This is a genomic window from Pyrobaculum calidifontis JCM 11548 (genome assembly GCF_000015805.1).
Taxonomy (GTDB): domain Archaea; phylum Thermoproteota; class Thermoprotei; order Thermoproteales; family Thermoproteaceae; genus Pyrobaculum; species Pyrobaculum calidifontis.
In genome coordinates, this window is record NC_009073.1 from 1,214,813 (window position 1) to 1,230,201 (window position 15,389).

Annotated in this window: 19 protein-coding genes; 13 read left to right on the plus strand and 6 right to left on the minus strand. The window is 58.5% G+C overall.

Translation table 11 applies throughout. From position 1 onward, the window contains the following. Positions 1 to 270: 270 nt before the first annotated feature. Complete coding sequence (locus PCAL_RS06875) at positions 271 to 1,335, minus strand: ATP-binding protein (protein WP_226951921.1); 1,065 nt, start codon at positions 1,333 to 1,335, stop codon at positions 271 to 273. Between the two features lie 208 nt (positions 1,336 to 1,543). Between PCAL_RS06875 and PCAL_RS06880 the strand changes: the two genes are divergently transcribed. From PCAL_RS06880 to PCAL_RS06895, 4 genes are all read left to right on the plus strand, one after another. Next, positions 1,544 to 3,013 (plus strand): DUF4349 domain-containing protein, encoded by a 1,470-nt coding sequence (locus PCAL_RS06880; protein WP_011849981.1) that lies wholly within the window; start codon positions 1,544 to 1,546, stop codon positions 3,011 to 3,013. Positions 3,014 to 3,124: 111 nt separating this feature from the next. After that, positions 3,125 to 3,631 carry a PaREP1 family protein gene (locus PCAL_RS06885; protein ID WP_226951922.1) on the plus strand — a complete coding sequence of 169 codons (507 nt, stop codon included), beginning with the start codon at positions 3,125 to 3,127 and terminating at the stop codon, positions 3,629 to 3,631. 27 nt (positions 3,632 to 3,658) lie between these two features. Continuing rightward, positions 3,659 to 4,348: a hypothetical protein gene (locus tag PCAL_RS06890; protein WP_193322586.1), complete on the plus strand. Its 690-nt coding sequence runs from the start codon at positions 3,659 to 3,661 to the stop codon at positions 4,346 to 4,348. Then, positions 4,339 to 4,587 (plus strand): hypothetical protein, encoded by a 249-nt coding sequence (locus PCAL_RS06895; protein WP_193322587.1) that lies wholly within the window; start codon positions 4,339 to 4,341, stop codon positions 4,585 to 4,587. The genes PCAL_RS06890 and PCAL_RS06895 overlap by 10 nt, the downstream gene beginning before the upstream one ends. On the opposite strand, the gene PCAL_RS06900 is transcribed toward PCAL_RS06895, so the two are convergent. Together PCAL_RS06900 and PCAL_RS06905 are read right to left on the minus strand one after the other, a co-directional pair. Continuing rightward, positions 4,535 to 5,287, minus strand: coding sequence for a 5-formyltetrahydrofolate cyclo-ligase (locus tag PCAL_RS06900; RefSeq protein WP_011849984.1), 753 nt, complete (start codon positions 5,285 to 5,287; stop codon positions 4,535 to 4,537). The two genes, PCAL_RS06895 and PCAL_RS06900, sit on opposite strands and share 53 nt — an antisense overlap. Next, on the minus strand, positions 5,278 to 5,526 hold the full coding sequence (locus PCAL_RS06905) for a hypothetical protein (protein WP_193322589.1): 249 nt from the start codon (positions 5,524 to 5,526) through the stop codon (positions 5,278 to 5,280). Before PCAL_RS06905 ends, PCAL_RS06900 begins: the two co-directional genes overlap by 10 nt. 250 nt (positions 5,527 to 5,776) lie before the next feature. Between PCAL_RS06905 and PCAL_RS06910 the strand changes: the two genes are divergently transcribed. Beyond that, positions 5,777 to 6,670 (plus strand): PD-(D/E)XK nuclease family protein, encoded by an 894-nt coding sequence (locus PCAL_RS06910; RefSeq protein WP_011849985.1) that lies wholly within the window; start codon positions 5,777 to 5,779, stop codon positions 6,668 to 6,670. Here PCAL_RS06910 and PCAL_RS06915 read toward each other — a convergent pair. From PCAL_RS06915 to PCAL_RS06925, 3 genes are read right to left on the minus strand one after another with little or no spacing between them, the layout of a single operon-like run. Beyond that, the gene (locus tag PCAL_RS06915) at positions 6,667 to 6,873 is read right to left on the minus strand and encodes a hypothetical protein (RefSeq protein ID WP_226951924.1); all 207 of its coding nucleotides are present in this window, start codon (positions 6,871 to 6,873) and stop codon (positions 6,667 to 6,669) included. The genes PCAL_RS06910 and PCAL_RS06915 overlap by 4 nt on opposite strands. Before the next feature lie 27 nt (positions 6,874 to 6,900). After that, a complete protein-coding gene (locus PCAL_RS06920) occupies positions 6,901 to 7,716 on the minus strand; it encodes a hypothetical protein (protein ID WP_011849986.1) in 816 nt (271 codons plus the stop codon). Then, a complete protein-coding gene (locus tag PCAL_RS06925; RefSeq protein ID WP_011849987.1) occupies positions 7,713 to 7,976 on the minus strand; it encodes a hypothetical protein in 264 nt (87 codons plus the stop codon). Before PCAL_RS06925 ends, PCAL_RS06920 begins: the two co-directional genes overlap by 4 nt. 263 nt (positions 7,977 to 8,239) lie before the next feature. On the opposite strand from PCAL_RS06925, the gene PCAL_RS06930 reads away from it, so the two are divergent. The 8 genes from PCAL_RS06930 to PCAL_RS06965 all read left to right on the plus strand — a co-directional run bounded on the left by PCAL_RS06930 (position 8,240) and on the right by PCAL_RS06965 (position 15,297). Then, complete coding sequence (locus PCAL_RS06930; RefSeq protein ID WP_011849988.1) at positions 8,240 to 9,031, plus strand: enoyl-CoA hydratase/isomerase family protein; 792 nt, start codon at positions 8,240 to 8,242, stop codon at positions 9,029 to 9,031. A gap of 91 nt (positions 9,032 to 9,122) precedes the next feature. After that, the gene (locus tag PCAL_RS06935; RefSeq protein WP_011849989.1) at positions 9,123 to 10,064 is read left to right on the plus strand and encodes an alpha/beta hydrolase; all 942 of its coding nucleotides are present in this window, start codon (positions 9,123 to 9,125) and stop codon (positions 10,062 to 10,064) included. Between the two features lie 104 nt (positions 10,065 to 10,168). Further along, complete coding sequence (locus PCAL_RS06940; protein WP_193322590.1) at positions 10,169 to 11,374, plus strand: acyl-CoA dehydrogenase family protein; 1,206 nt, start codon at positions 10,169 to 10,171, stop codon at positions 11,372 to 11,374. After that, positions 11,371 to 12,534, plus strand: a complete 1,164-nt coding sequence (locus PCAL_RS06945) for a thiolase domain-containing protein (RefSeq protein WP_011849991.1) — start codon at positions 11,371 to 11,373, stop codon at positions 12,532 to 12,534. The genes PCAL_RS06940 and PCAL_RS06945 overlap by 4 nt, the downstream gene beginning before the upstream one ends. After that, positions 12,531 to 12,986, plus strand: coding sequence for a Zn-ribbon domain-containing OB-fold protein (locus PCAL_RS06950; RefSeq protein WP_011849992.1), 456 nt, complete (start codon positions 12,531 to 12,533; stop codon positions 12,984 to 12,986). Before PCAL_RS06945 ends, PCAL_RS06950 begins: the two co-directional genes overlap by 4 nt. Before the next feature lie 66 nt (positions 12,987 to 13,052). Then, positions 13,053 to 14,099: a zinc-dependent alcohol dehydrogenase gene (locus PCAL_RS06955; protein ID WP_011849993.1), complete on the plus strand. Its 1,047-nt coding sequence runs from the start codon at positions 13,053 to 13,055 to the stop codon at positions 14,097 to 14,099. 33 nt (positions 14,100 to 14,132) lie between these two features. Then, on the plus strand, positions 14,133 to 14,282 hold the full coding sequence (locus PCAL_RS06960) for a Clp protease/crotonase-like domain-containing protein (protein WP_193322591.1): 150 nt from the start codon (positions 14,133 to 14,135) through the stop codon (positions 14,280 to 14,282). A 277-nt stretch (positions 14,283 to 14,559) separates the two neighbouring features. Next, positions 14,560 to 15,297 carry an SDR family oxidoreductase gene (locus PCAL_RS06965; RefSeq protein ID WP_011849994.1) on the plus strand — a complete coding sequence of 246 codons (738 nt, stop codon included), beginning with the start codon at positions 14,560 to 14,562 and terminating at the stop codon, positions 15,295 to 15,297. The last annotated feature ends 92 nt before the right edge of the window (positions 15,298 to 15,389 follow it).

Here is a 15,389-nt window from a genome sequence, read left to right on the forward strand (position 1 = left end):
CTGGGCAGGAGGTTGTGCCGCGGCAGGCGTTGCCCGCCGCGCAGTGGCCAATGGGGGTTGCCTTTGTGCGTCTTGGATGGTGGAGCTGGGCAATGGGGGGTGCTAGGCATGTTGCGTGGTCTTTGGGAGAGGGGCTGGCGGGCGGGAGGGGCTTTGACTGCATCTCTACGGGCCGGCCCTTCTCAGCCAGGCGCCGTCTCGTTTGCCTCCCGCGCATTGGTCCGCCGTGTGTAGTGCCGACAGTATTGAGAGGGACCTCTGCGTCGGCTCCTAGTTGCTGCGGGAGCCTTGTTCTGCCAGGGCTTTCCTCAGTAGCTCCTTGTAGGCGGGCATTTGCCAGGCGTAGTACTGCCCCACGCCTAGGTCTTTGTCTATGGGTGGGGGCTCGAAGGGGGACTTCACTATGGACTCCCCGCCGAGGGGTATGCCTCTTGGCAGGTCCATTACGAGGTTTTCCTTGATCAGCAACTCTCTCAGGTCTCCGAGGCCGCGTTCCTCTCCGAGGTAGAGGTAGTCCACGTCCTCTATGACCTTCACCGCCAGCTCGGCAAGCCCCCTCTCCCTTAACAACTTCGCCACTCTCCTCATCTCTTTCTTGTCCATGAGGAGTTTCAAGTGCTCTTCCACGTCCCAGCCCAGCTTTGCCAACTCCTCTAGCCCCCTCGGATTTCCGCCGTAGAGTCTCCACACCTCGTCGAAGGGTGGCGCCTGGCCGGGGTAGAGCTCCCTCGCTCTGTAGTACAGCTCTTCGAAGTCCCGCCGGGGGAGATTCCATATGTACCTCTGGTCCACGTAGTTGTGCCGTGACAACAGGTCTCTGGCGTATCCCTCTGATGTAGGCGCGAAGAAGTTGACTATGACGTCTTTCAACTCCTCTGGTCTCCCCACGTTCATGGTGGATTCCATGGATTTGGCATATGCCTCCACATTGACGAATGTGGTGGTGACTTCGTCTACTACGATGAATATCCGTTTTACGTCCTTGGTTTTGACGTATTTTGGTATCGACGTGGCCATGATGGCAAAGAATTCGCCGAAGTGCGTGATTTGGGAGAGGCTCCTAAACATGGCCTTGGCTAACTGCTTGGCCAGCTTTTTCACGTCTACGGGCGCGGTGGCAATTACGGCCTCGGCGAGCTCGCTCTTCCTCGTGTCTACAAGGACCGCCACACCGTCGGGGTACCACTCTCTAAATCTCCTCACCGCCTCTTTAAACAGTCGGGATTTACCGCACCCCTCGGGGCCAAAGACGAAGATGGGGAGGTACACTTGTCTCGCGTTGTACCTCCTTATCGCCTCCAGCTCCGCGGCTCTCCCAACGAAGGGCAACTCCACGTCTGTGTCTGCGGGCGGCGTTATAAGCATTTAGCCTCCCTTTCGCGCTAAATGTTGCGCCGCTTTGGAGGTGGCTCCGTTGTGGCTTGGCCGATTGCATGCCGCTCTGTAGCACCTGTGTGTGGGTGGCGCGTGCTCGTAGGCGTGGCCGTGGGTTGGGGCGGGGAGGGGCGTCGTGTTGTACTTTTAGTACATTAAGTTTTTGTGTGTGGACGTGGTGGCGGCTGTGAGGAGGTCTGTCCTTGCGTTGGTGGCGGCCTTGGCTGTGGTGGCTGTGGTGTTGCTGGTGGTGCCGTTTTTTGCTTCTACGGGGCTTAGCTCTGCAGGGGGCATTGAGCCGCTTGCCAGGGGGCCCTTTATGACGGGTCCGTGGGCGCCTCCCTCTGGTGGTTGGCAGTCTTACGACGCTTCGGCGTCTGCGAGACTGCCTCCTCAGTACACGGCGACTACTGCGCCTCCTCAGGCGACTACTACTACTGCGCCTCAAGGGGCGGCGGGGTCCCGCGTGGTTGTTAAGGAGGGGTTTGTTAGGCTGATTGTCTCCGATGTGGAGGTGGCCGCGTCTAGGGTTCTTGGGGAGGTGGAGAGGCTGGGGGGCTACTTGGTTAAGGACGAGGGTGGGATTGGGCAGCGCACCTTGACTGTGAGAGTGCCGTCGGATAAGTTGGACGAGTTTGTGGCGTTTTTGGGCGGGGTGGGGATGCTCGAGTCTTTTTCCGTCTCGGCGACCGACGTGACGGAGACTTACGTGGACTTGGGCGCTAGGCTTAACTCTACCCGCGCGTTGGAGAAGAGGCTTTTGGAGCTTTTGTCTAGGGCTGGGAGTGTGGATGAGGTGCTCAAGGTGGAGGGGGAGCTTTCGAGGGTTAGGGCTGAGATTGAGAGGCTGGAGGCTGAGCTGAGGAGTTTGTCTACGAGGGTGGCGTATTCCACGGTGGTGGTGACGTTGGTGGGGGGCGCCGCCTCCCGCGACGTGGTGGTGACTGTGGAGGTGGATGACGTGGCGAAGTCGGCGCGTGGGCTGGTGGAGGCTCTTGGGAGAGTTGGGAGGGTGGTCCGCGGCGAGTTCAGCGACGCGCGTGGGGTGGTCAGCGTGGAGATTCCCACTGGCAGACTCGACGAGGTGGAGAGGCTGATCCCGGGCAGGGTGGTGGAGCGGAGGGAGTCTGTGAGCCCCTCCTCCACGGGCGTCTCCACTGTCACAATAAACCTCGTGGGGCGCTCCGTGGCCTACGCCGTGGAGATCCGCCTAGAGGTCCCCGACGTGGAGGAGGCGTTTAGAGCCCTGCTGGGCCTGGGGGTTGGCAGAGTGGAGCAGGCCGCCGTGTGGGGGGACGGGGGGGTCGTCGTCATCTCACTGCCGCCTGGCAACTCCACGAGGCTGGAGGAGCTTCTCCCGGGCAGAGTGGTGTCTAAGAGGACCGACCTCGTAAACGCCAGGGAGTCTAGGTACACCATCCGACTACAGAAGCGCGTAGACCCGGTGGCCCAGGCCTTGCAAAACGGCGTGGAGGCCCTCAAGTTCGTCGCCTTGGCCCTGTTGGCGCTCGCCATAGTGCTCGTGCCCCTGGGCCTGGCGGCGTACGGGGGATACGCGGCGTATATGCGCGTCAAGAAGAGAAAAGCCGCGCCGGGTCCCACGCCCCCAGGCGGGGCCCAGGAAGGCGGCGGTTCATAAGACACAACACGCCCCCGAGAGCCGCGTCCCGTGGACCCAGTGCGCCTCGCACAGCGTTCAATGTCCAGCCCCCCGCTCAGGAGGGCAATTCTTATATTTCCCGCCGGGGGCGTGGAGGAGGTGGGGCGCCAGTGGAAGGACTTGAAGAAGTATGTAGAGGCGCGCGTGGCGGAGGCGGTTGCGGAGTTTGAGTTGGCGGGGGAGTTTCTTGAGGGTGGTCTGCTCAGGGGCGCGGCTGGGAGGGCGTTTCAGGGGTGGAGGGCGGCGCTGGCGGCGGCCGCGGCGGTGAGGCGGGAGGCGCTGAAGGGCGAATACGCGGGCTTTGTCAAGACTAGGGAGGGGGAGAGGGTTGAGAAGGTGGACTTCGTGGTGGCGGTGATGCCCACGTCGCAGATGAAGAAGGTGGCGAAGGTCCTCTCAGGGGACTTCGGCGACGTGGTCGTCTTGCTCACAGAGCTGGCCTTGGACCTCCGCGAGTTTCGGCACAGTGGGCTCGACCCGGCGGGGGTGCTGAGCCGCTACGCCGACTTAAGGGACGTGGAGGACGACGTGAGGCTCCTCGTGGCTAGGGGGAGGGAGTTTGTGGAGGGGGTTAGGAGGGGCTTGGCGGGGGGCTAGTTTTTAAGGTGGTGGCCCCTCTTCTCCATGGCCGCGGGGCGGTGGCTTCACCACGTGGTTTCACCGGGTGGGTGGCTGGTGGTTTTTGACGAAGTGTTTTTCCTCGACGCTGTCCCTCTGCCGGGGGCTAGGGCTGTTGACTTGGGCGGAGGCGGGGGCCCCCTTCCTGTGTCGCTTGTGGGGGTTAGACGGGTGTCTGAGGCGCGTGGGGGGCTGAGGCTGGAGGCGCCTCTCCTGGGGAGGTGGTACGTGGCTAGGCTGGCGCCTGCCAGAGAGGCGCGTGGGGCGCTTGGGGGCGCGGCGCATGTGTTAGAGGTGGAGTGCGACGTCTGCGACTTGTCTCTCCTCCTGGCCCTCATGTCCCCGTCGCACTACCCGGCCTACGCGGCGAGGGTGTTTAGAGCCGTGGCGTGGGCGAGGGAGGCGCGGCGGGCTAAGACGTGGGAGGAGTTGGTCAGGGCCCGTGTGGAGGACTTCACAAGGCTCATGGCCGGCGCCTTCGACGCCTTGTCCAACCCCAAGTGCCTCAAGACCTTCTGGGCCCTGGCCTACGACAAGTCGCCGAGGGTGAGAGAGGCCGCTGTGAAGTGCGGCTTTTGGAAGCCGGCGGAGGAGGGCGGGGGCTTCACCGTCTTGGGGGCCCTCGCCTACCTCCCAGTGGCCCACCTACTCCCCCCACAGTGCAACTACCTGCCCCCGGGCTTCGAATGTCTGTGAGACTTTGCGCCCCTCCCTACTACCTCTACACGCTGAGGGAGTGGCTGAGGTACATCGAGCCCCTGTTGGAGGAGCTGAGGGTGCCCCTTCGCGTGGAGGCGGTGGGGGAGTGCGGCGACGTGTTTATAGAAGTCTGCGGGGCGCAGTTCCGCGGCCTCCCCGACAACGAGGGCGCCCTCCTAGAGCTCATCCTGTCCCAATGCGGCGCCGGACCTCCCCGAGGAGGGGAATCTCCCTGAGCATCTCCTCTGTGACGTACTCCCAGTAGATGCCGCGGGGCTTGGCGTCTACGCGGCGCACGCGGATTAGGCGGGTGGGCGTGGCCACGATGTCCACGGGGAGGTCGAAGGGCTCCCGCGGCACCTCCTCCACCAGCTGGAGGTCGTGCACAGTGGTGGCCACCGGCGTCTCCTCTCCCGCCTTGCCGAAGAGAGTCAAGAGGCCCCACTCAATCTCGGCGTATCCATGGGACTTCCCCAGCCTCCGCCCCGTCCGCGGGTCCACCGCCACGGAGCCCACCACCACGAGGTCCACCCTAGGCAAGTCCCACGGCTTGACCCCCCGCCCCCACTTAAACGCCCCCGCAATAGTGGAAGCCTCCGCTGGGTCCTTCACCTCAGAGGGGTCTAGGAGGAGGAACCCCTCCCTAATCCTCGGAGTAGGCATAATCAACACCTTGCCCCTCTCCAGCGCCGCCCTCCTACAAGGCCTCTGCGGGGCGTCTGGGTTAACCTTCACAACCCGCGCCGCGGCGAACTCCGGCGTCGCCACCAGCCTCGCGCAAGCCTCCTCGGCCCCCCTGAAGTTGGGAATTCTCCCAAACACCGGCCTGGGAAAAGCCGCCACCCCCCGCTCCTCCAAAACCCGCCAAACCCGCTCCCTAATAGCCCGCTTAACCTCCTTCACCACGCCCCCCAGCCAGCCCACAGTTAAAAACATTCGAACCCCCACAGCCAGGCGGTATCCTCGCCCCCAAAGGCGGCCGCCAGCAAAGACGCGGCCTCCCCCCAGACTAGAGGAGGGCCTTTGCTCTCTCTAGGTAGTGCTCCACCCCGCGTATTAGGGGCACGCACTCCCACCTCTTCGAAGATCTGCCCGTAGAAGCACTCGCCGTGAAGCCTTCCCCTTGCCTCAACGAGGAAGGTGGCTAACTGCTCGCCTTGGTAAGACTTGACCACGGCCCCCTCTGCGAATTCTTCTCTGCCGTGGGCGGCGTAGAACTCTTCGCATAGGTCCCGACGCCTGCGCAGAGGGATAGGTTTAGGGTGGTTTTGAAGAAGCTTCTTGTGGCGAGTAGGTGGGGGCGGGGAGGGGCATAGGCTAGCCGCTGAATTTCTGCGCGTCATTAGTTGCAGGGGCAGGCTCTTCGCCTTTGGGGGCGCCTCGCTGGCTGGTGCGCTGTACAGGCTTATATACTTGGGCATATGCGTGGTTGTGGATCTTGCCCAGCTTAAGGCCGCTCTTCTCAAGCTGTTGAAGGAGGATGAGGAGTTTAGGTACGCAGTGGCTGGGCTAATTGGGCTAGAGGAGATTCTGAGGAGGCTTGATAGACACGAGGAACTTCTCGTGGAACTCTTCAAGAGGCTTAAGAGACACGAGGAGGAGCTTGTGAAAATTTGGGAAGAGCTGGCAAGGCTGAGGGAGGACATGAACAAGGGGTTCCAGCGTTACGACCAACTCTTTGCCGAGGTATTTAAACGGTTGGATCGCCATGAGGAGGAGCTTGTGCGTTTAAGAGAAGACATGAATAGGGGGTTCCAACGCTACGACCAGCTATTCGCTGAGGTGTTCAAGAGGCTGGATCGCCACGAGGAAGAGTTGGTGAAGCTTAGGGAGGACATGAACAAGGGGTTCGCGCAACACGAGGAGAGGATTGGGGGAGTGGAGAAGGAGCTTGCCAAGCTTAGGGAAGATATGAATAAGGGCTTTGACCGGCTTCAGCGTCGTCTTGATGCCCTGGGCGCTAGGTGGGGCGTTATGAGTGAGAAGGCTTTCCGCGAGGGCCTTCGTGGCGTTGTGGAGGAGGAGCTTGGCCTCAGGGTAGAGAGGTGGACGGCGTACGACGGGGAGGGCAAGGTGTTCGGCTTCCCAAGCGAGGTAGAGGTGGACGTCGCCGTTAAAGACGGCAAGGTCATACTCATCGAAATTACGTCACACGCCAGGGCGCCTGACGTGATCATCTTCAAGAAAAAGGCCGATCTATACGCCGAGAAAGAGGGCAGAAGGCCAGACAGACTTATTATTATCACGCCCTACGCCGAAGAAGATGCGAAAAAAGTCGCGGAGAGGCTGGGAATTGAAATCTACACGGGGGGCGACTAAGGGCATGTGTTTTGTGTTTGTTGTTTGGCCTTGGCCAACTGCTTTGCCAGCCTCTTCACGTCCACTGGCGCTGTTGCCAACACTGCTCTCTCAAGCCTCTCCTCCCTCACGTCTACCAACACCGCGACGCCGTCGGGATACCGCTCTTTAAACCTCTTCACTGCCTCCAGCTCAGCCATCCTCCCCGCGAAGGGTAGCTCCACGTTGTTGCCAGGGGCAGAGATATAAGCCTACGCTACAGCGGCTGGCCCGCTTGGCGGCTGTGGGTCATCAATGGAGGGACTAACTTGGCCGCGTCGCGCGTCTTGCCACAGTAGTATAAACGCGGTGATGAGCGCCCAGAAGACCACGGCGTATGTTACCACCACCAGCGTGGGTCGTGCTGGCAATTGGTCGTAGCCCGCGGTGCCCAGCACTATGACCTCCACAGTTTTCTCTTCGCCTGGCCCCACTTCCACGGTGACGGGCAGGCTCTCTCTGCCAAGGGCTGTGACGCGTATGGTGTATTTGCCCGGCGGCACCTCAAGCCCCCTAGGCGGCGTGGAGAGCTCCACAGCCACCGGCCCGGTTATAACCACAGCAGTGACGTATCTGTCAATTGACCTCCTGTCGTCGTCTAAGACGACTATGTTCAACACAGCAGTGGGCACTTGCATCGTGAGGGTCTGGTTTTGGCTTGGCTTCACCTCCACGGTTTGGGCGTATTCTTTGCCGGGTGCTGTGGCTTTCACAGTGTAGCGGCCGGGAAGCACCTCCGCGCCCACAGCCCCACGGCCCGTGGCGTAGAACACATCTCCCGTGGAGGCGCAGGCGGCGAAGTATCCGCTCTCTCCCCTCAGCCAACCCGCCGCCGAGCCGCTTTCTCTATCCAATAGGACGACGACTGGGGACTGCCGGGGCAGATCTGAGTACCCCACAACGGCGACGTAGTTGCCGAAGAGACACGCGGCGAGGGCGTAGTCTGGCCCCGGCGTTGGGTTAAAAGAGGCAACCCACTGGGCAAGGGCGAGAACGGCGGCGAGGGCGGCAAGCAACAGAGCTTTCACTGTGGGGCGGCCGCCTGCTGGCTGGCGAGCCAGTTTAGCAACTCCTCTATCTCGGCCTCGTCGAAGTTTGCCACTTGGAGCCGCTTCGCCAGATCCGGGTCTCCCACGACTATGGCGAACTTCTGCTTAATGTATGCGTGGGGGTCTGCCACTTTTTCTACTCCTGGGCAATCGGCCGTGCAGACAATTCGGAAGCCCCACTTGGCTAACGCAAGGGCACGTTCGGGGGGACATCTTGTGAATAGAAAGACCACATCCACATTGGTAAATTCGCACAGTTTTTAAATGTTGATTGTTCAAATATTTATATTTGACCTTTTATTAAATTTCAGAAACGCCTTCAATTTTTCGATTTGATTATTTCCGTTTTAAAATTGCGTCTTAGAAATTGAAACGTGTATTAAGCTACATATAGTATATGTATGCGTATATATAGCTTGAGGGCCGTGCTTCAGTGTGCATTTACGCAAAGTTTCAATTTTTGGCTATTAAATAGTTATAAACATCTCAAATTTTTTAGTCAATGTCGGAGCGTCGGGTTTTGTGTGAGCTTAGGGATGGAGTGGCTTGGGCTGTGTTGAATAGGCCCGAGAAGTTGAACGCCATGGACTTAGAGCTCCGCAAGGAGCTTCTCCAGTGTCTTCAAGAGGCTGAGAGGAGGGAGGATGTGAGAGTGGTTGTCATTAGGGGGAGCGGCAAGGCGTTTAGCGCCGGTGCCGACATTAGCCACTTGAAGATGTTGTCTGAGATGACGTTGGCGGACTTTGACAAGTTGAAGGGGTTTGGCATAACGGATATTGGGCTTTTCATACGGAGCATGTCTAAGCCGGTTATCGCCGTGGTGCATGGGTACTGCGTAGGCGGGGGGATGGAGCTCATACAGTACTGCGACTTGGTATACGCCACTACTGACGCGGTGTTTTTCCAAGGGGAGATAAACGTGGGGATTATCCCAGGAGGCGGGGGGACACAGCTACTGCCTAGGCTTATCGGCGAGAAGAGGGCCAAGGAGGCCATCTTCACCGCACGGCGGATTACCGCCCAGGAGGCCAAGGAGTGGGGGCTTGTCAACGAGGTGTGCCCGCCTGAGAAAATCGACGAGTGTGTCAACAAGGTCGTTGAGGAAATTAAGCAGAGGAGCCCCGTGGCCATTGCCCTGGCGAAGAGGGCCATAAACGCGGCTCTTGAGCTACCTCTCTCCAAGGGCCTTGAGTACGAGGCGCTGATGTTTCAAAGGGCCTTGGTGTCTGAGGACGGTAAAGAGGGGCTTAGGGCGTTTCTAGAGAAGAGGAAGCCTGTCTATAAGGGGCGATGATGCGCGTGTTTGTAATTGGGGCTGGCACAATGGAACATAGAAGTGGCCGATGGCAAGCTCGGCAGAAAGAGCGGGGAGGGGTTCTATAGGTATGCCTCTTAGCCCTATACTAAGGCAAATTCTCCAACAGTTGGCCGCGCAGTTGCAGTTTAGACCCGACATGGACGTCAAGACGGTGAGAGAGCAGTTTGAGAAGTCCTCCCTCATCCTCGTCAAAATGGCCAATGAGCCTATTCACCGTGTGGAGGACATCACGATTCCGGGCAGGGGCGGGCCAATTAGGGCTAGGGTTTATAGGCCGCGGGATGGGGAGAGGTTGCCCGCGGTGGTGTACTACCACGGCGGGGGCTTCGTCTTGGGGAGCGTGGAGACTCACGACCACGTGTGTAGGCGGTTGGCCAACCTCTCCGGGGCAGTCGTCGTCTCTGTGGACTACCGCCTAGCCCCCGAGCACAAATTCCCCGCCGCCGTGGAAGACGCATACGACGCCGCCAAGTGGGTCGCCGACAACTACGACAAGCTCGGCGTCGACAATGGGAAAATCGCCGTGGCTGGGGACTCGGCGGGGGGCAACTTAGCCGCGGTGACGGCCATCATGGCCAGGGACAGGGGGGAGAGCTTTGTGAAATACCAAGTGTTAATCTACCCCGCGGTCAACCTCACTGGGTCTCCCACAGTGTCTAGAGTGGAGTACAGCGGGCCCGAATACGTCATCCTCACCGCCGACTTAATGGCGTGGTTTGGGAGACAGTATTTCTCAAAGCCGCAAGACGCCCTCAGTCCCTATGCCTCTCCCATATTTGCAGATTTGTCAAACCTCCCGCCCGCCCTGGTGATAACCGCCGAGTACGACCCGCTACGCGACGAGGGAGAGCTCTACGCCCACTTGTTGAAGACTAGGGGAGTTAGGGCCGTGGCGGTGAGGTACAACGGCGTCATCCACGGCTTCGTCAACTTCTACCCCATATTAGAAGAGGGGAGAGAGGCAGTTTCGCAAATTGCGGCCTCAATAAAGTCGATGGCTGTGGCGTAATTCGCGGGGGCTGACTTGATAAAGGAGATGGATACGGCGTGGAGATTATAATTTTTCGTTTTTTGTCTAAACAAAGGTAAAGATATGTGGCAGAATTTAGGATAATGGTTGACCCATATCTCATCCCCGAGCAGTATAAGTCGGAGATTGAGCTGGTCAGAAAGACGGCGCGTGAATTTGCCCAGAGGTATTTCACGAGAGAGCTCGCCCGCGAGGTGGATCACAAGGAGGAGTTTCCATGGGACTTGTATCGGAAGGCGGGCGAGTTGGGGTTTATTGCCGCTACTCTGCCCCCGGAGTACGGCGGCGGGGGGCTTACGACGGAGCTCGCCTCGGCGGTTATAACCGAAGAGTTGGTGAGGGCTGACACCACGCTGGGCCAGGGCATTCTCTCCGGGGCCTTTGGGCTCTACGCGTTGTATCTCTTCGGCACCGAGGAGCAGAAGAAGCAGTACATACCGCCCGTGGCTAGGGGCGAGAAGACCTTCTTCCTCGCTTTAACAGAGCCGGACCATGGTAGCGATATAACACAGCTCTCCACTGTGGCGAAGAAGGAGGGGGACTACTACGTGTTAAAGGGGATTAAGACGTTTATTACAAATGCCCCAACGGCCGAGTACGGCCTCATCCTTGCGCAGACTGAGCCTGAGAAGGGGTACAGGGGCCAGACGCTGTTCCTCATTCACACGGATTGGCCTGGCGTAGACGTTAAGCCGCTGAAGGGGAAGATGGGGCAGAGGGCATCCCCCCTGGGCGAGATTAGGCTAGACGGAGTAAAAGTGCCCAAGGAATACGTGGTGGGCGGGCCGGAGGGACTTAATAAGGGCTTCTACTGGGCTCTCCAGTATTTAAACATTGGGAGAGTGCACGTCGGCGCCGTGGCGCTTGGCATGATGCTTGCGGCTTTTGATAGAGCGTACGACTTCGCTCAGAAGAGGGTCCAGTTTGGCAGACCCATCATAGAGTTCCAGCTTATTCAACAGAAGTTGGCCGAGATGGCGCAGTTGATAGACATATCTAGACTCGCCGTGTATAGGGCGCACTTAATTCTCGACGAGTACATCAAAGGCGCCGTGGAGCCGCGCACAATGGCGGCAATTTCCTCAATCACTAAGGTCTTTGTCACTGAAAATGCCACAAAGGTGATAGACCACGCAATTCAGATCCTGGGCGGAAGCGGCTACATGGAGGAGTACGACGTGGAGAGGATCTGGAGAGACCACAGAGTTACCCGCATCTACGAGGGGACTACCGAGATAAACACTTTGACAATTGTTGACTCGCTGAGGCGGGGGTTCTACACTTTATGAGAAAAGTCGCCGTAATAGGCGTGGGGCAGTCGGTTTTCGGAGTTAGGGGTGATGTCACGTTGCAGGAGCTGGCTTGGGAGGCGGTGAGGGAGGCGTTGGAAGACGCCGGGATTACGCAGAAGGACGTCGACATAAGCGTCGTGGGGACTGTGGGGACTAGGGGGTACGAGCTAATGCCTGCCCAGCCCGTGAACGACTACGTGGGAATGACGCCGAAGGGCCCCATTAGGGTGGAGATGGCTTGTGCCACAGGGCTGGCGGCGCTTACCGTGGGGTATAACTTTATTGCGAGCGGAAACGCCGACGTGGTATTGGCCATAGGGGTTGAAAAGATGAACGAAGTGGACACGCCTACCTCCCTCGCCGTTGGGGGGAGGGCTGGGAACTATCTATGGGAGTTCCACTTCTACGGCACTACTATGCCGGCTGGCTACGCGCTCTACGCCACTGCGCATATGGCCAAGTTCGGCACCACTGAGGAGCACATGGCCCTTGTGGCTGTGAAAAACCACTACTACGGGTCGCTGAATCCCAAGGCCCATTTCCAACACCCAGTTACCGTAGAAGAGGTGCTTAAGTCTAGGCCTGTGGCGTGGCCAATAAAGCTACTCGACTCTTCGCCTATTAGCGACGGCGCCGCCGCCGTGGTGCTGGCCTCCGAAGACGCGGCGAGAAGGCTTAAAGTGGACACGCCGGTGTGGATAGCGGGCATAGGCTACGCCAACGACACCCCCATACTGACCCGTAGGCCGGACTACGTGGGCTACAGAGCCACTAGGCTAGCCGCCGAGATGGCGTACAAGAGGGCGGGCATCGCCCCGCAGGACGTGGAAGTGGCAAACGTCCACGACGCCTTCACCATCGCCGAGATTATCGCCTATGAGGACTTGGGGTTTGTTAAAAAGGGCGAGGGGGCCAAGCTAATCGCCGAGGGGCAGACCTACGCAGGGGGAAAAGTGGCCGTCAACATAGACGGCGGTTTGAAGGCAAAGGGCCACCCCCTGGGCGCCACGGGGCTCGGCATGGTGTATGAGCTGACTAAACAGTTGAGAGAGGAGCGTGAGGGCAAGAGGCAGGCTCCGCTCAAGAGGTACGTCGCCTTGGCGCACAACGTGGCCGGGGTGGGACACGTAGCATATGTGGTCGTGTTGAGGCGATGAGTAGGAAGTACGTCAAAATTGAGGGGCCCTACGTGGAGTCTGTGCCGCTTGTGTACAAGCACAAGATACCGATTCAGAAGACTGAGCAGTTCTGGAGGGGGCTCGCCGAGGGGAAGATATACGCCACCCGGTGTAAGAAGTGCGGCGCCGTCTACTTCCCGCCGCAGGCAGACTGCCCCGTTGATATGAGCTCTGAGATGGAGTGGGTGGAGTTGCCCAGGGAGGGGGTTTTGGAAGCTTTTACTAAGGTTTACGCCAGGCCTCAGGGCTTCGACGACTTAGAGCCGTACGTCATTGGCATAGCCACGCTTTCAAATGGCGTAAGAGTTATGGGCTGGGTAGAGCCCCCCGACGAGAGATGTATAAAAGTTGGAGACGCCGTTGAAGTAGGTACAAAAAGTGTTAAAGATAAATATATTATAGTTTTAAAGCTTAAAAAGAGTTGTACATAAACATCAAATGTATTTTTTATTAACTTAAATTGGAAAAGTATATAAACAAGAGAAACTCCCTAAACCGTGAGGGCGGCGGTGATCAAGGAGTGGGGCACGCCGCTGGAAGTAACCGACGTGCCCAAGCCCGAGCCTGGACCAGGCGAGGTCTTAGTCCGCATATCTGCCTCAGGGGTGTGTCACACAGACATCCACCAGTGGAAGGGAGACTGGCCCCCGGTACAAGCCCTGATGATTCAACACGGCGTGCGGATCCTCGGCCACGAGGGGATTGGGGTGGTAGAGGAGGTCGGGCTTGGGGTCTCTACCCTCAAGAAGGGGGACAGAGTGGGAGTCCCCTGGATGAACTACTGGTGCGGCCGGTGTGAGTACTGCCTCTCTGGCTACCCCCACTGGTGCCCCCACGCCAAGTACACCTCTGTCCACGTGGATGGGACACACGCCGAGTATGCTATTATTAGCGAACGCGCGACTCCTCGTATACCCAAGGAGATTAGCGACGTCGAAGCCGCGCCGCTTATGTGCGCCGGGGTGACGGCCTACGGCGCGGTGAGGAAGTTGATCACCGAGGCGGCGATACCGCCAGGGAAGCCCATAGCGATTATAGGCGCTGCCGGCGGCCTAGGCCACTACGCCGTGCAAATCGCCAAGGCTTTTGGGTACACGGTGGTTGGAATAGACGTGGGAGCGGAGAGAGTGAAGTTCGTGGAGAAGCTCGGCGCCGATTATGCAGTAGACGTGGGAGAGGCTGATAAGTTTGTAATGGACAAGTGGGGCGGAGTTTATGCCTCAGTTGTCTTTACGCCCAGGCTAGAGGGCTATAGGCTGGGGCTGAGGCTTTTGAGGCCTCTTGGGGCCTTGGTGTTCGTGGGCCTCCCAGACATGAAAGAGGGCGGCCTTGAGCTCTACCCCCTCGTAGTCGTGGGGCGCGGCATTAGGATATTTGGGAGTTCGGTCGGCGTAACCCACGAGTTTGAAGAATTGTTTAACCTAGTGGTGCAGGGGAAAGTGAAGAGCCACGTTACAAAGACGGCCTCTCTAAGCGAAATAAATGAAGTATTCAAAGACTTAGAGGAGGGAAAGATCGTGGGGAGGGCAGTCTTAAAAATCTAATAAGTAAAGAGAGAGTGGCCTCTCTTCGAAATTGTGTTGAATAGGTCTGCGGTGTTAAACGCAATTAATGCTTCGAAGTATGAGGAGCTATACTCGGCGCTGTGGAATGCCAGGCTGGATAGAAGCGTGAAAGTGATTGTTATTAGGGTGAGTGGGCGCACTTTTACGCTGTACAAGATGTGAGAGATTTTGCAGAGACATATTCAAGCGATATGAGCTTTGTTTCAAGCTTGGCCTTGAGCGAGGGAGAGAGTATTCACTCTAATTCGGGAGTTTCCCAAACCTATAGGTGGTAGAGCGCGTGGGGAAGGCCAGTGTTAGTTTTAGCTTTAGATTTTTCGGGATTGCAGAATTGAAATATCAAGGAAAGATTGTAGATGTGTTTAATGACAAGAGTAAGATAGAAATTCGATGTGAGAAACGTTTAGAAAAGTTTATTAAGTAGTGTAAGGTGCGTTACATGCCGGTGGCCGTTGTCACAGGCTCTGGGAGAGGCATTGGGCGTGCCATAGCGGTGAGGTTTGCGAGAGAGGGGTGGAGAGTGGTTGTAAACGCGAAGAAGGGGCGGGAGGAGGCCGAGGAGACTCTCCGCCTTGTGAAAGAGGCGGGGGGCGACGGGGTTGTGGTAATGGCCGACGTGGCCACGCGGGAGGGCTGTAGGTCGTTGGCGCAGGCGGCCCTGGGGCTGGGCGGGCTAGACGTGTGGGTCAACAACGCGGGGCTCGGCCTCTACTCCCCCTTTCTAAGCGCAGACGACCGGCTCATCGAAAAGCAGTTAGAGGTGACGTTGAAGTCTGTGATCTACTGCTCGCAAGAGGCGGCGCGTGCCATAAGGGAGGGGGTCATAGTCAACGTGGCCTCTATAGCGGGGATTAGGCCCTTCCCCGGGCTGTCCATATACAGCGCGGCGAAGGCTGCCATTCTCAATCTTACGCAGGCGCTCGCCGTGGAGCTTGCGCCTAGGATTAGGGTAAACGCGGTGGCCCCCGGCGTCGTCAAGACTAAGATGGGCGACAGCTTGCTCAAGATGCTGGGCCTCTCGGAGGAGGAGTTCGCCAAGAGGTACACCCTGGTGGAGAAGATGGTGACTCCGGAGGATGTGGCAGAGGTGGTGTGGATGTTGGTAAAAGTGCCGACAATTACGGGGCAAGTGGTGGTGATAGACGCCGGCGAGATGTTAAAGGCCCAGTTGCACTAGCCGTCTGAGTCTGGCGGCTGTTTGCCATCGCCAAGTGCATAGGGAGCAGATTTGGCAAGAGTTGGTTTTTCCGTGGTAAAAAGTTCAGCGTC

Coding starts and splice junctions, on each gene's coding strand:
- PCAL_RS06940 (WP_193322590.1), top strand. CDS start 10,169: ATGGTTGACCCATATCTCATCCCCGAGCAGTATAAGTCGGAGATTGAG.
- PCAL_RS06945 (WP_011849991.1), top strand. CDS start 11,371: ATGAGAAAAGTCGCCGTAATAGGCGTGGGGCAGTCGGTTTTCGGAGTT.
- PCAL_RS06895 (WP_193322587.1), top strand. CDS start 4,339: ATGTCTGTGAGACTTTGCGCCCCTCCCTACTACCTCTACACGCTGAGG.
- PCAL_RS06965 (WP_011849994.1), top strand. CDS start 14,560: ATGCCGGTGGCCGTTGTCACAGGCTCTGGGAGAGGCATTGGGCGTGCC.
- PCAL_RS06900 (WP_011849984.1), bottom strand. CDS start 5,287: ATGTTTTTAACTGTGGGCTGGCTGGGGGGCGTGGTGAAGGAGGTTAAG.
- PCAL_RS06930 (WP_011849988.1), top strand. CDS start 8,240: ATGTCGGAGCGTCGGGTTTTGTGTGAGCTTAGGGATGGAGTGGCTTGG.
- PCAL_RS06950 (WP_011849992.1), top strand. CDS start 12,531: ATGAGTAGGAAGTACGTCAAAATTGAGGGGCCCTACGTGGAGTCTGTG.
- PCAL_RS06935 (WP_011849989.1), top strand. CDS start 9,123: ATGCCTCTTAGCCCTATACTAAGGCAAATTCTCCAACAGTTGGCCGCG.
- PCAL_RS06890 (WP_193322586.1), top strand. CDS start 3,659: ATGGCCGCGGGGCGGTGGCTTCACCACGTGGTTTCACCGGGTGGGTGG.